12 protein-coding genes are annotated in these 13344 nt (G+C 40.1%); 9 read left to right on the top strand and 3 right to left on the bottom strand.

Features of this window, described 5'->3' with window-relative positions; translation table 11 throughout:
• Positions 1 to 89: 89 nt before the first annotated feature.
• The 4 genes from RMZ41_RS11220 (at position 90) to dnaX (ending at position 4443) form a co-directional block, all read left to right on the top strand.
• A complete protein-coding gene (locus tag RMZ41_RS11220; RefSeq protein ID WP_322641987.1) occupies positions 90 to 437 on the top strand; it encodes a hypothetical protein in 348 nt (115 codons plus the stop codon).
• 131 nt (positions 438 to 568) lie between these two features.
• The gene (locus tag RMZ41_RS11215) at positions 569 to 1552 is read left to right on the top strand and encodes a DUF5895 domain-containing protein (RefSeq protein ID WP_322641988.1); all 984 of its coding nucleotides are present in this window, start codon (positions 569 to 571) and stop codon (positions 1550 to 1552) included.
• An 80-nt stretch (positions 1553 to 1632) separates the two neighbouring features.
• Positions 1633 to 3015, top strand: a complete 1383-nt coding sequence (gene dnaN, locus RMZ41_RS11210) for a DNA polymerase III subunit beta (protein WP_322641989.1) — start codon at positions 1633 to 1635, stop codon at positions 3013 to 3015.
• 66 nt (positions 3016 to 3081) lie between these two features.
• Positions 3082 to 4443 (top strand): DNA polymerase III subunit gamma/tau, encoded by a 1362-nt coding sequence (dnaX, locus tag RMZ41_RS11205; protein ID WP_322641990.1) that lies wholly within the window; start codon positions 3082 to 3084, stop codon positions 4441 to 4443.
• Between the two features lie 319 nt (positions 4444 to 4762).
• On the opposite strand, the gene RMZ41_RS11200 is transcribed toward dnaX, so the two are convergent.
• Positions 4763 to 5587: a class I SAM-dependent methyltransferase gene (locus tag RMZ41_RS11200; RefSeq protein WP_322641991.1), complete on the bottom strand. Its 825-nt coding sequence runs from the start codon at positions 5585 to 5587 to the stop codon at positions 4763 to 4765.
• 214 nt (positions 5588 to 5801) lie between these two features.
• Between RMZ41_RS11200 and RMZ41_RS11195 the strand changes: the two genes are divergently transcribed.
• The 5 genes from RMZ41_RS11195 (at position 5802) to RMZ41_RS11175 (ending at position 11405) form a co-directional block, all read left to right on the top strand.
• Positions 5802 to 7619: a 3'-5' exonuclease gene (locus RMZ41_RS11195; RefSeq protein ID WP_322641992.1), complete on the top strand. Its 1818-nt coding sequence runs from the start codon at positions 5802 to 5804 to the stop codon at positions 7617 to 7619.
• 329 nt (positions 7620 to 7948) lie between these two features.
• Positions 7949 to 8674 carry a hypothetical protein gene (locus RMZ41_RS11190; protein ID WP_322641993.1) on the top strand — a complete coding sequence of 242 codons (726 nt, stop codon included), beginning with the start codon at positions 7949 to 7951 and terminating at the stop codon, positions 8672 to 8674.
• A gap of 146 nt (positions 8675 to 8820) precedes the next feature.
• Positions 8821 to 9780, top strand: a complete 960-nt coding sequence (gene holA / locus RMZ41_RS11185) for a DNA polymerase III subunit delta (protein ID WP_322641994.1) — start codon at positions 8821 to 8823, stop codon at positions 9778 to 9780.
• A complete protein-coding gene (locus RMZ41_RS11180) occupies positions 9777 to 10652 on the top strand; it encodes an AAA family ATPase (RefSeq protein ID WP_322641995.1) in 876 nt (291 codons plus the stop codon). The genes holA and RMZ41_RS11180 overlap by 4 nt, the downstream gene beginning before the upstream one ends.
• Positions 10653 to 10730: 78 nt before the next feature.
• Complete coding sequence (locus tag RMZ41_RS11175) at positions 10731 to 11405, top strand: hypothetical protein (protein ID WP_322641996.1); 675 nt, start codon at positions 10731 to 10733, stop codon at positions 11403 to 11405.
• Here the strand turns inward: RMZ41_RS11175 and RMZ41_RS11170 are convergent, their stop codons facing one another.
• Both RMZ41_RS11170 and RMZ41_RS11165 read right to left on the bottom strand, forming a co-directional pair.
• Positions 11406 to 12104 (bottom strand): hypothetical protein, encoded by a 699-nt coding sequence (locus RMZ41_RS11170; protein WP_322641997.1) that lies wholly within the window; start codon positions 12102 to 12104, stop codon positions 11406 to 11408.
• Positions 12105 to 12145: 41 nt separating this feature from the next.
• On the bottom strand, positions 12146 to 13324 hold the full coding sequence (locus tag RMZ41_RS11165; RefSeq protein WP_322641998.1) for a hypothetical protein: 1179 nt from the start codon (positions 13322 to 13324) through the stop codon (positions 12146 to 12148).
• Positions 13325 to 13344 lie beyond the last annotated feature (20 nt).

Here is a 13344-nt window from a genome sequence, read left to right as displayed (position 1 = left end):
TGCAAGCTTGCTGGTTGGAAAGTCAGTAATGTCACCAAACTTACTAATAAAATGCTTGAAATTAAACCCCAACGAACAAGGAGATAAATATGGCAATTGAAACTATTGCTTCCTACAGATTTATTCCTGGTAAAGATAGTCACATAACAACTTATGGCGCACCTGAAGAACAAACAGTTGCAATACACAATTCAAGCACAACATCTGTGTCACTGACTTTCACAACTGAAAATACATCTGTTCTTAGACAAATCATCATCAATCTTCAGCAAATATATCAAACACTTTTAAACACCAAAGCTGGAATTATTCAGGAAGACACTTACATGAACAACTTTACCGAATTCAAGAAAGAGTGCATTGAGAACAGTACTACGAGAGGGTTTACTTCCACAAGCGATTGCGAGGTTTTCTCGATTAAAGATTCAAAAGTTTAAATGATGAAAACTGTATCTAAATAGCGAAAAATTAATAAATCTTTCAAGTCGTCTTTCTAACAGACGACTTTTATTTTTTACAACGGCTTTTTGCTTGACGCATTAAAGATTGATTTCAATTAATTAAAATTATGGCAAGAAATCAAACAAAGCCTACTACTGAAGAAAGCACAGTCTCAGAGTCGGAACCCCCTCAACAAACCGTTCAGAATGGGGCAAACATACAAAAGCGTAAATCAGCTATTTCTAAATTTGCCAACCCTGAGTACAATGCGCCGATTAGCAATATCTGCATCTGCCAAGTCATCAACCACATGGAAGCAGAAAAAGTTGGATTGTTTATAAAAGATAAGTATTTAGCAGCAATTAACTGGCAAGGACAAGAACCTACACACAAGCACACCTTCTCTAGCGGTACGCCAGAAATGGGAGTATTGTTGCAATCTCCCAGAATGCACATTCTTGATGTTTCTCCCAGATATATTGAACAGCGCGATGACGGCAAAATTGTGGGGGTGTACGAATCACCTGATGGGTACGAAATGTACCAAGCACTAGGCAAAGATGCCGCAGTATTGAGACGATTCTACTTGTTGCAACTTGTCGATGAAAATAATAACAACCTGCACTCAGTACCAATTGTCTTGTCAATTAAAGGCGTTGCATCATCAAAATTTGGCGAGGCTTACAAACAGTTCCAACGCGAACTAGAGGTTGCATTCGCCCGATTTACTGATACAACTGTCGCTGAAAAACGTGCAGAGTTTCATCGCCTTGGTGCATTTCAACCCACCTTCACACCATCCCTTGAACCGAAAGAAGCAGTTAACCAAAGAGATAAATCCTGGGTAGCAGTTGTCACTTCCTACAAATCACCAAACCCTGATGGCAGCGATTTTCTCGAATTCTTCTCAGAGGACAAAGAAATCGATATCCAAACAACGATGCAGGCAAATCCCGAATTCTCTCACCGCATCGGTAAAATATCAACCGTTGTAGCAGAACATAACCGCCTCATAGGTGCAGCCGATATGCCAATAGCAGCACTTCCTCCTAGTACAGGAGGTCATGATTATACAGCATACAGTACTGAGATAGAAAAACTGCCTTACTAAAACAAACTACCTCATCTAAGCGAAAAGGGTGCTAGAAATAGCGCCCGTTAAGAAATCATCCACTAAAAACCAAGTAACAAATGAAACTAACCATTGAACAATCTAAACTTGCAGAAATTCTAGAAACCGCTTACCTCGCAATCAGTCCTAAACCCACTGACCCAATTTTAGGAAATATCTTACTGATTGCAGATGAAGATGGGATAGTATCAGCAACAGGCACAAACCTTAACCTTACAATTCATACTACAACCACCGCTAACGTCGAAACTTCAGGTCAGGTAGCACTTCCTGCCAAACTACTAACCGATACTGTTAGTAATGTTAAAGGCGAAATTACCCTAGAAGTAGAAAATCAAGCCTGCATAATTACTCACAATAGCGGTAAGTGCCGACTAATTGGCGGAAAATCTGACGAGTTCCCAACACTTCCTAAGGGGGAAAATCCGACGGAGATAAACTTAAGTGCCAAGAAACTCCAAGCTGCACTTGAAGGGACACTCTATTGCGCCAGCAGCGACGAAACAAAGTTGGTTTTAACTGGTGTCAACTTCAAAATTGATACCAACAAGTGGCAAGCTGCTAGTACAAATAGTCACAAATTAGCGCTAGTAACAGGAACACTCGATAGCGAATATTCTGACCCAATCAACTTCACTGTTCCAGGTAAGTCACTTGGCGAGTTAAACAAAATTCTCTCTCAAAGCGCCGATACGAGCGTGTGCAATATTCTTCTATCAGATAGAACTATCGAGTTTAGCCTTCCTAATACAAAGCTCATTTCCCGACTTCTGGAGGGAGAATATCCCAAAATCAATAGCTTGATTCCCCGGTCGTTTGAGTATGAATTTACATTAGAGCGCAAGGGATTTGAAAGCGCACTCAAGCGGGTAAGTTATCTAGCCGAACGCAAGCAAAAGGTTGTCAAAATCCTCTGGGAATTGGAAGCTACACAGGCAACACTATACACTGAAGCTACTGATATCGGGGATGCAGTTGACTCGGTACTGATGAAATCAGTAACTAGTAATTCAGAAAACATCAGTATTGGATTAAACATCGACTACCTTATCGAAGGATTAAAGCATATCAGTACCGATGAAATCGTGGTGCGGTGCAACAAACCCACGCAACCAGTCATTGTCTGCCCGATGGGAGGACTGCTCAATCAGTTATATCTGGTAATGCCTGTAGAAATCAAGCAGGGGTTTGAAAAGGTAAATAGCCAAAACCAAAGTACAAAGACAAAAGTCAGCACTCAAACTGAGCCTGGTACTGAAGAAGTAACAGAAGTTAGCACTCAAACTGAGTCTAGTACTGAAGAAGTAGCAAATGTGGCACAGGCAACAGACGATAGTGAAACTCCTCAAATAGAAACGCCATCTGTGGTAGCGAAAGATACTAACAAGGGTAAGTCAACCTCACGATCGCCACGAACGAAAAAAGAAGCGGCGACTGCCTAAAAAATTAAACTTCCTACCAACCACACTGGTAGGGAGTAAATAAAAGACCCGTTTATCATCAAAATTATGTACCAACCACTACATCTCAAATACCGTCCCCAGACCCTTAATGAAGTTATCGGGCAAGAACATATCGTCCGCACTCTCATAAATGCGATACTCCCTCCTGGGAGTCACTCCGCGATCGCTAAACGCCCGCCTTTTCCTAAAGGAGACACGCAAGGGACGGCGATCGCACTCCAGAAGATTGCACCTGCCTACCTATTTAACGGCCCCAAAGGCACAGGCAAGACTAGCACCGCCCGCATCATTGCCAAATCTCTTAACTGTCAGTCAACTCAGGAGCCAACAACCAAGCCCTGCGGAGAATGCAATTCATGTAAGGGAATTACAGCCTCTTCTTCCTTGGATGTAACTGAGTTAGATGCTGCCAGCAATAGCGGGGTAGAAACAATCCGCGAGTTAATTTCTACTACCCAATTTGCAGCAGTTGAGGGAAGGTACAAAATTTTCATTATTGATGAATGTCATGCCCTAAGCAGTCAATCGTGGCAGGCGCTTCTCAAGACTATTGAAAATCCACCCCGTCATGTAGTTTTCATCTTCTGCACAACTGAAATACACAAGGTTCCTGAAACTATCATCTCGCGCTGTCAAAAGTTTGATTTTAGGAGAGTAGGACTAGAAACACTTGTTCAGTATTTATCAGAAGTTGCCCAGAACGAAAACATCAACATTAACGCAGCTGGTATTTGGGCGATCGTCAAGTCTTGTGGAGGTTTTATTCGCAACTGTCTTGTCTTGCTCGATCAATTGAGCAACCTGGGAGTAGATGAAATCACACCAAACTGGGTTTGGGAATTATCAGGTGTCGTTCCCGAACACGATCTACTTACCATAACCGAAAACCTGGCTAAAGGGGAGGTAACAGCTAACTTACAAATCCTCCAAGACTTAATAGAGTATGGCAAAAACCCATTCGTCATCTACTCAAGTTTAACTGGGTTTCTCAAAGACCTGCTAGTGGCTAAAACTGCTCCTGATAATAGACAAATTACTCAACTGGAGGAAGACACTTGGCAGGAACTCGTTACTATTTCTCAGATGTGGGAACTAACCCAGGTTCAGGCAAGTATTGCCCTGTTAATGTCAAGACAACAGTTAATGCGTGACTCCGAGGCAGCTAAACTTTGGTTGGAAGCGACACTCATTGAGTTAAGTAATATCAAAGAAGAAAAACAACCTTGGACTAATTGGAAAACAATCCAAGATGCTATAAATTGGGGTAAGGAACAACTCCCACATTTATCTCAATCTGAACTCGAAAGGCATTGGAACAATGTTACTCCCATTAAAGGTAAAAAAGCACCTGCATGGGTACAACTGGTACAAGAGCTTCAGATGAAGTCTCAATTACAAACTGCCTAATTCAGATGTTAGTCACTTTGTAAAAACACTTACTTTCCCCAATAAAAACTTTGGGGAAAGATTTTTCAGACTTATTCAAAAATTACATTAAATATAATACACTTGCATCTACAGCAATATCTACCTTGTGCAGTAACTCTCAATATTAATAAAGACTGTCCTGACTAGGAAGCAGAAAATTAAGATATCAAGTAATACCACAACAAAATTTAACAACTGGCATTCTGGAAGTATCTGATTAAAGTTATGCCAGTTGCAGCAATTAGCCTTCGTACAGAACTTGAATTACCAGCAGCGAGCAGACATGTGTGCAATTCTCTTAACCTCTCACGGGTGCTTTGCGGGCAACATGAACAGCAGAAAGAAACGAGAGTTGTACGCTATCTCCAAATTTTTCTAGCTTCTGGCGCAATCCTGCAAATAGTAACTCTTTCGCTTGTGGCTCTACTCTCCGTAAGGTACTCAAAAGCTTGAGGTAGTCATCAATGCTATAAGTGACTTCACACGTAGTTTGCTCGACAACCAACTCTTTAAAACAATTGGAGTCTAAAATCTCTTGTTCAAACCCCCTCAAAATCTCCGCTTGAATCTGGGCACCTTCATATCGAACAAAGGAGGGCGCATAAGCTTGATACACTTCCTCTAGAATTTGGTAAACTTCGTATTTCGGTTCTGGGGTCAGATTCCATAGCAAAAGAAGAAAACCGTTATCGCACATTGCCGATGCTGTCTTGGTATATCTAATCTCTGGCGGTATCCAGTGAAAGGCATTAGCAGATAGAACGGCATTGAACTGTTTTGCTTCTAGTTCCCACTCCTCAAATGAAGTATTGCAAATTGTAACTTTTGGATATCGATCGCAGTTGTGTTGTGCCAAACGACAAAAATCTTGGTTTGGCTCAATACACGTCATTGAAAAACCAAATTGAGCAAAAGCTACTGTCGCATTTCCTGGGCCACAACCAACCTCAAGAATCGATGCATCTGAGTCAAGTTGGGCTAAAGCCACAGACCGATCAATTAGTTCCTTTGGATAGTGCGGTCTTGCATTGTAATAAACATCAGCAACGGGAGAATACCAAGTCCTTCGCTGTTCCAAATCCATAGAAGCTCTGGCATTTATTTCTTGTCTAAAGTCTTGCATAAGCTAGGGCGTGTCAGCTTTCATCGTCCAATTTCATTTTAGAACCAGCAAGGTATCTGTCAAAATTTTTATTAATAACCACATACACAGCCGCTTTCAATATTCGCACTTCCTAATAATCTAGACATCATTTTTGAGGTGTTTTTATCGCCAAAAAAACCACCAACTAAACCACAAGAATCATGCCAAAAAAGAGTAATTAATTTTGGATATTATGAATTATAACCACCGAGATTTTATTACCAAATCTGGTAATAAGATTATCGTTGACGAGGAAAGACTCGACATATTCTGGTCAGATACTACCTCAATACCTGAGTGGCATCCCACAGTAAATATTCCGACCTACGGAGCGCTCAAAACTCTGGTAGTCGATATTGAGACGGCAGGGATAAACCCAAGAGAAAATCGTATCTATGCAATTGGCTGTATGAGCGAGATAGGGGAGATTGCCATCTTTATGGATCAAGCCGAAAGCAAAATCCTCCTGGAGTTTTTCAAACACCTAGAAGCAAGCAAACCAGAAGTAATTTACACCTACAATGGAACAGAATTTGACCTACCGTTTCTCATCACCCGCTGCGAGTTACACGGCATTCCTCATCCATTTAGAATTGCATCTAAGAAGCGCACTATCCGAACTGCCCAAGTACGCGGCGAACCACTGGAAATTCGGGAGGTATTCATCCGCAACTGCCTGCACGTAGATATCTTTATCTGCGTTCTCAGGTGGGATTTTGTCGCCAAGGAACTTACTAACGGGCGATCGCTTAAACAGGTGGTACTGGAAATGGGATTGCGTAAGCAAGCGCGACTGGTTCTCCCCTATGAAGAAATTCTCGCCTGCTGGAAAGTCGGTTCTTGTAGTAGGGGATGGCAGAAAATCAAGGATTACCTTATTTACGACTTGGAAGATACGCAACTCATAGCTAACAGACTTGTACCCTCATATCATTATGAAGCACTGGTTGTACCGGGAATGAACCTCCAGCAGTTAGCCCTCGCTGGTAACGGCACCAAGTGGAAGCAAATATTCTCGCATCACTACCCAGAATACAAACCCAAACCCGACCGTAAGTATAAATTTCAAGGGGGGATAGCCTACTCTATTCCAGGACTATATAAAAAGGTTGGATACATCGATATCAGTTCTATGTACCCCAAAACCATATTGTCGAAAGGAATTGTCTCTCGTAAGGATACAAAGCGAATCGGCTTGAGCATCTTGCAATATTTGGTAAATGAGAAATCAAGGTTGGAACAAGTTGCCAGCACCGGAGACATTGTTGCCAAGGAAAAAAGAGAATCCACCAAAGTTTTAGCTAATTCTCAGTTTGGGTTCTTCGGAACATCGGAACTCGCCTTCAACGATATGGAAGCAGCCGCCTTGGTAACAGCTTACGGTCGGCGCATCCTACAATTCATGATTGAGGTAATCAATCAAGCTGGCGCAACCCCTGTAGAAGTTGATACTGACGGGGTGTTTTTTACTCACCCTAACCCAGAAAAAGTGTATGCCACACTTCAGTCTCAATTACCCAAAGGGATAACCGTCAAATTAGAGTTTATTGCCAATGCAATGTTTATTCCGCAAAGGGGAACTAAGAACTATCTGTTATGGCTGAAAGATAACTTGATTATCCGCAAAGGTAGTTGGAGAAACCGTTCTCGCTCAAGGCTAGAGAAAGAATTCCCTGTTGAATATCTAACCTACTTAATCCAAAACCAATCCACAGCAGAGGAATATTTCAGAGAATTAAAATCACATATTTTATCAGGGAAATACCCGATAGAAAACCTCTGCATTACTCGCAAAATTCGTGTTGGGGAAAAAGAACTTCTTAAATTAGGAAAACCTGGTGATGTAGTAATTTACTATTACGGAATCAGAGGTATTACTAATACCACCACTAATGAGAGCTATTCACGTCAATACTATCTTGACCTTATCGAAAAAAGGCGAGAAGAAATCCTCAAAATAGCCGCTCCTGAAATACTAGAAGGTAATAAACGTCAGTTATCTCTTTTCTAGATGAATAAACTTGATATTTAACCTAAGTACTGAAAATAATAAATATCAAGTCTTTTTTCAATCCATGAATTCTCGATAATTTGTAAACAATGACAAATACTTACAAGTAAATCGGCTTTCATTAAAGTATTTTCAGGCATTCGTACAAACAAAAAATATGTCGCCAAAAATCAGATTAGCAAACACAGTATCAGTCATTAATTAACTGATTAAGTTCGTTAATTTATTGATGTATTAATGGAGATATTATCCTTAAATTGGAAAAGTAACTAATGAAAAATAAATCCTCATATGGCAAGCCCAGGCTTAATAAAAAACAACGGGCTTGGGTGAACTCATTCCTTACATCTCATCCTAATGCCAGAGTTAGAACTATCTATGAATTAGATGGCGATCGCGTTGTTGAAATTGAGTGGTGGGAAAATACAAACCCAGTAATATTAGACCCAAAAACCTATATTCAAGGAATTATCAGCTACAAGATGCGGGTCAAACTCAGGAAATTTGGCGATGCGAGAAAAACAGCCGAGTTCTCGTACCGGATCACCCCACCAGAAAAACGAAGTGCTTTATGGCACTTAACAGGTCAACTTTCTCTAGAACTTCCCCAGTGTTACGAAGTTGCAGACCCAAACAACCCAGTTATCGTTAAACCAAAAAAGAGGAATACTAAAACCAAGAAAGTTAAAAAATTTATTCAGCATACTCTTCCTCTATCAGGAATTAGTGCCGAACTTCATACTATGAATATCGAAGATGGTGGTGTTCCTTTATCCGAACAAGAACTATTACTAGAAAGCGTATCGCACCTAAATCTAGATACTGGTAAAGAGACTAAACTTCCAGGAGCTATAGTCAAAATTCTTTCCAAGAAAAAAGCTAGCTTAAAGGAGTGGGAAACAGCTATTGCGCTATATGAGGTAACTGGTTCTAGTGGAGTAATAGAGTATCTTCAACAATTGGATTCTTGGCGTAAATATTTGGGTACTCAACCAGTAGAAAACACTGTTGAGAAAGTCTCAAATCAGAAGTCAGTACAGTCAGTACAAAATTAAGTGCAAGTATTTGCTGATCGCTATATTTTGCTAGCGGCTATATAACAAATACTAAGGATATGTAAAGAGTTACTACTAACTCTTATTTTTTATTAAACCACCGCTTACGACTAACGCCTGATAAATAAATGTTTATCGAATCTATTATGACTGTATACCTATACTACGGCGAAGATAGCTACTCACTAAATCAAAAAATTGATTATTTAGTGAATCAAAATGTTCATGCGGAATGGAGAGATTTCAATTACGTCAAGCTATCTGGAAATGAGAAAAATATTGCTGCCAAAGTCTTTACTGAGGTTATGACTTTGCCTTTTGGAGAGGGTAACAAAATTATTCATACAGACAGCGACTCTCTAATTGGAAGTTTCTCAAATGAAGATAATAACCAAGAACTTGAAAATCACTTGTCCCGAATACCTTCAAGCAACATTCTACTAATTACTGGTAATAAAAAGCCAGATTCGCGCAGGACAGTAGTAAAAACTATCCTAAAATATGCCCAACAAGAAGAGTTTCCCCTCGTTCCTAGTTGGGATAAAAAGGGGATAGTTAACTTGATAGGAAAGTATGCAGCCATCCATCAAGTTAAACTCACTCCAGATGTCACTGATTACCTAGCTGAAGCAATTGGCAATAACACTGCACGAACCGATAGCGAATTCGCTAAACTTGCTGTTTATGCAAGTGGAAAAATAATCTCTGTTGAGGAAGTAAAACAGCTCGTTGGTAATCATAATACTGATTACCTAAAGCTTACTATTGCTATGTTAAGGAATCATCCAAATTTGGCAATAGTGCAGGTATCTAAACTAATAGATAATAATGAACATCAGCTCAAAATAGTAGCAACAGTTACCTCTATTTTCCGCACTTGGTTAATAACCAAAGCTGGGGTAGAAACTAAATTATCTGATACTAAGATTGCAGAAATAGCCGAACTGAAAAACCCCAAAAGATTGTATTACCTCAAAGAGGAAGTCAAGTTTGTAGGCGTTCAAAAGCTTAAACACAGCCTTACTTTACTTGTACAACTCGAAGCCGAACTCAAAAGCGGAATTGACAACCTAACCAGTCGAATTGCTGAAATTTCTACGATATGAGAAACAACCCATTTACAGAAATCACCGGACAACATACCGCCAAACTTCTCCTGACTGAAGCAATCGAACAGAATAAAATTGCTCCTGCATACCTATTTAGCAGTCAAGTTGAGGGAGTGGGGAAAGGAAAAACTGCTCTGGCGATCGCATATGCGATACTCTCAAAAGGGAGTCGCTCCGCGATCGCAGGAGAAAATAAACATTTAGACATCTTACAAATCAAACCAACCCATCCCGAAAACACCTCCCAGCAGAAAGGTATACCTACTATTCGAGTAGAACAGGTGGGCGAGGCAATTGAATTTCTATCAACTAGTGCAGTCAAGGCCAAGCAAAAGGTGGTGATTATCCACGAAGCAGATATGCTCAACCCTACCGCCGCCAACAAACTTCTCAAGACGCTGGAAGAACCGAAAACTGGAACATTTATCCTGATCTCGTCCTATCCTCAAAAGCTATTACCCACTATCAAGAGTAGGTGTCAAATCATACCTTTCCAAAGGTTAACTGATGAGGAGGTTATCTCTGTTCTGAAAGACCAACAAATCGAAGTAACAGAAAAAATACTAGCTATTAGTTCAGGCAGTCCTGGTCAAGCGATCGCCAACATCACAATGTTAGCTTCCATCTCAAAAGAAATCACAAGTCAACTGGAAGTGCCTCCTGACGATATTCTCAACGCACTCAGTTTGAGTAACTCCATCTCAAGCTGGAATCACGAGACACAATTATGGCTGCTTACCTACCTGCAACACAACTGGTGGCAGAAATTCAAAAGCACTCAATTGCTAGCTAAATTCACTCAAGCAAGAAAGCAATTGTTGCATCACGTTACTCCTAGAAGCGTTTGGGATAACCTACTTTTGCCATAGCAAAACCCATCCATTATCAAAAAGCACTGCCAGTTAGAAGTATTTCTAGCTGGCAGTATTTATTTACACATAAAGAATATGAACCAGCAGCAAAGCTTATTCGATGTCGAAGAAACCATCCGTAACAGCAAAAGCCAAAAAGCTAGCGAAATTCTTACTCCTAGCACTAGAAAGATACTTCAGTTACTAACCAGCCAAGGGATTAACAAAGTTATAACAGCCAGTCTACTTGATCTAGCAGGAGCAAGTCATGAAATTGTTCAATACATCGTCGGGCCAATTGTAACTCAGCAGAACGGCTGGCAACAGTCAATTCCGTCTTGGGTAGGAAAAGCGATCGCAGTCGATAGATTAGATGCAGCGCTAGAAGAGATAGACAAGGGAAAAGTAGGTAAACTCGCCTCTAGTAGCGAAGTTGTTGCACTTATGATGCCAATTGCTTTTGAAGTGCCGCTTTCATCTGAATGGACGGATGTTTACCTTTGGGCAAGTTATGATGCCCTGGTAAGGCACAGACCTTTTGAGAATTTCAAATACGATAAACTGTGGGAGAAGATTGGTACAACCCCAATTCAGTATGACAAAATCCGCTCTGATTATGAAACCCTAGCTGCTGATATCCGTTCCCGTATAGTCAAACACGCGGTGAAAGAAGGGTGGGGTAAAAAATCGCCAAATAAGAACAAACACCCTGTTAAAGCAACTACAACTGAAAGTAATATTCAGATGGAGCAATTATCACTGTTCTCATAATTAATTTTCAGTCCTTTTTTCAACACTCTTTTCAAAGTCCTTCCTCTCCTTCTCTGTGAGAGGAGGTAGTTCTTCTTTATAATAAAAATTACTTAATTTCTGACACTGATTGACATAAATTCGTCTTGCTGAATCACTTGCCCTCAAGTCCTGACGTAAAAGTAATTTAAACGATTTTTCACGCTCTTTCAATTCCTTTACTGCCACAAGAAGTTCTTGTGATACAGCAGGATTTTCATAAGTAGAATAAAGTTCTTCACTTGATAAATAAACCTTTAGTTTATTCCCAGCAGGTTGAGTTAGAAGTCGCTGAGTGTTATACGAACGCCACAAACCCAATTTCTGGCGCCGTAATGACTCAATTTCAACCTCACCAACTCGGTCTGGAGTACTGCGCCGCACGTAGACAAAACAACCTTTATCAGCTGCTATAGTTAAACTGACTTTCACACCATTACCATCAAAATAGAACAAGTCAATTAAGTCGTTATCTGCATTAACTTCTCCAAGCTTCTCTTTATTTGATAAATCAGGCAACGCTTCTGGATTTAGCGATGGCGTAGCATTATTAACATTAGCTGGGGATAATGATGGCGTAGGTGAAGAATTCGATTCTATAGCCGAGACTTTATCTTCTTTTTCTGGAGATGAACATCCAATCAGTAAGAGTAACAATCCTATAAATAAGTATTTTTTCATAAGTAAAAATTTATATTTGTAAACTAACAATAAAATATTAATTATTGCTTCCCACTCAATCGACCTGTTTGATAAAAATCACACAGGCTAGGGAAAGCTTTTTCTAAAAGCCAGTTCCGCCCAACTTCTGATTCAGGAATATTTGAAGCAGCCATGTAATAACCACTTCTGTAAGCAGCTACACCCAAACAAGCTTGTAAGCTGGATATGGCCCGCGAAGAAGCTGGAATAGCCATCAAATCTTGCAGATGACTGGGATGATAATTTTGCCCTACCAGCAAAAAATAAACCAAAGTATGGACCAACCGTGATAAAACAACTGTTCGGTCTTGACAACGTTCCCAATAAGACTTGATACAGAAGTAGTCAGGTAAATCAGCCACCTGAGATTCATCATCAAGGAATAAATCGCTCTGGCTTTCAATAAAACTGGAATCCAGACCTATAAACTGTTTGAGAAAAACAAGCGTTTTCCCCCAACGTTCGTGTCCCTCAGTTTCAGCAGAAAACGCACCTTCTGAATACTGCGAACCGTACTTCTGTTGGAGTTCGGCAACAGCCTCTTGATTGATATCACCCTGCCAATCAGATTCATTAAAAAACTCTTTTAAAATCTCTTGTAAATAGATGGGTGAAAGCTCATTAACATCTGGATATTCATCATCAAAATCGTCTTCATAAGTATCAATAATAAATTTATCTAACTCGATTTCTAGCTCTTGCTTTCTATTAACTGGCAGTAATGATTTAGCGTCTTCTAACGATAGAGGAAAATCTAAATAAGGATGACCTTTGACTAAGTAAGAATCACCCAAATCTGCTAAACTTTCAAGCGCGATAGTCCGGGCAAAATACTCATCTTGTGGATGCACGCATACTTGGTCTAGTTCCTTATCTACTAGCATCATGGTAATTGCCAGTAGAGCAAACCATGACGCATTGTGCAAACAAGTCGGTAAATCAGCAATTAAATCTACTAATTTCAGTTCTAGGATTTCTCCCCAAACGCCTATCCTAGTTGTATTGGAAACATCGCAAAAATGCTCTACATCTTCTCCAACAGATGTTTCTCCTAACCAGGTAAGATTTTCTACCCGCAAAGAAGATGAGTACTCAGAAGTCAGCTGGTTTTGGCTATCCTCATCCGACTGTATCCACATCAAAGCCAAAAGCATCAGCTTACAAATACTTACTCGCTTCAGGAGAAGATATTCAAGCATAAGTCATTACTTATAATTTT

Origin of the sequence: Nostoc sp. DedVER02, from assembly GCF_034530675.2 — a bacterium.
GTDB lineage: Bacteria > Cyanobacteriota > Cyanobacteriia > Cyanobacteriales > Nostocaceae > Nostoc.
Note: the sequence above shows the minus strand (reverse complement) of the source record. Positions and strands in the feature narration are given on the sequence as shown.

What these genes read in the sequence shown, in the direction of transcription:
- RMZ41_RS11220 (WP_322641987.1), top strand. Translation starts at nt 90, where the DNA reads ATGGCAATTGAAACTATTGCTTCCTACAGATTTATTCCTGGTAAAGAT.
- RMZ41_RS11215 (WP_322641988.1), top strand. Translation starts at nt 569, where the DNA reads ATGGCAAGAAATCAAACAAAGCCTACTACTGAAGAAAGCACAGTCTCA.
- dnaN (WP_322641989.1), top strand. Translation starts at nt 1,633, where the DNA reads ATGAAACTAACCATTGAACAATCTAAACTTGCAGAAATTCTAGAAACC.
- dnaX (WP_322641990.1), top strand. Translation starts at nt 3,082, where the DNA reads ATGTACCAACCACTACATCTCAAATACCGTCCCCAGACCCTTAATGAA.
- RMZ41_RS11200 (WP_322641991.1), bottom strand. Translation starts at nt 5,587, where the DNA reads ATGCAAGACTTTAGACAAGAAATAAATGCCAGAGCTTCTATGGATTTG.
- RMZ41_RS11195 (WP_322641992.1), top strand. Translation starts at nt 5,802, where the DNA reads ATGAATTATAACCACCGAGATTTTATTACCAAATCTGGTAATAAGATT.
- holA (WP_322641994.1), top strand. Translation starts at nt 8,821, where the DNA reads ATGACTGTATACCTATACTACGGCGAAGATAGCTACTCACTAAATCAA.
- RMZ41_RS11180 (WP_322641995.1), top strand. Translation starts at nt 9,777, where the DNA reads ATGAGAAACAACCCATTTACAGAAATCACCGGACAACATACCGCCAAA.
- RMZ41_RS11175 (WP_322641996.1), top strand. Translation starts at nt 10,731, where the DNA reads ATGAACCAGCAGCAAAGCTTATTCGATGTCGAAGAAACCATCCGTAAC.
- RMZ41_RS11170 (WP_322641997.1), bottom strand. Translation starts at nt 12,104, where the DNA reads ATGAAAAAATACTTATTTATAGGATTGTTACTCTTACTGATTGGATGT.
- RMZ41_RS11165 (WP_322641998.1), bottom strand. Translation starts at nt 13,324, where the DNA reads ATGCTTGAATATCTTCTCCTGAAGCGAGTAAGTATTTGTAAGCTGATG.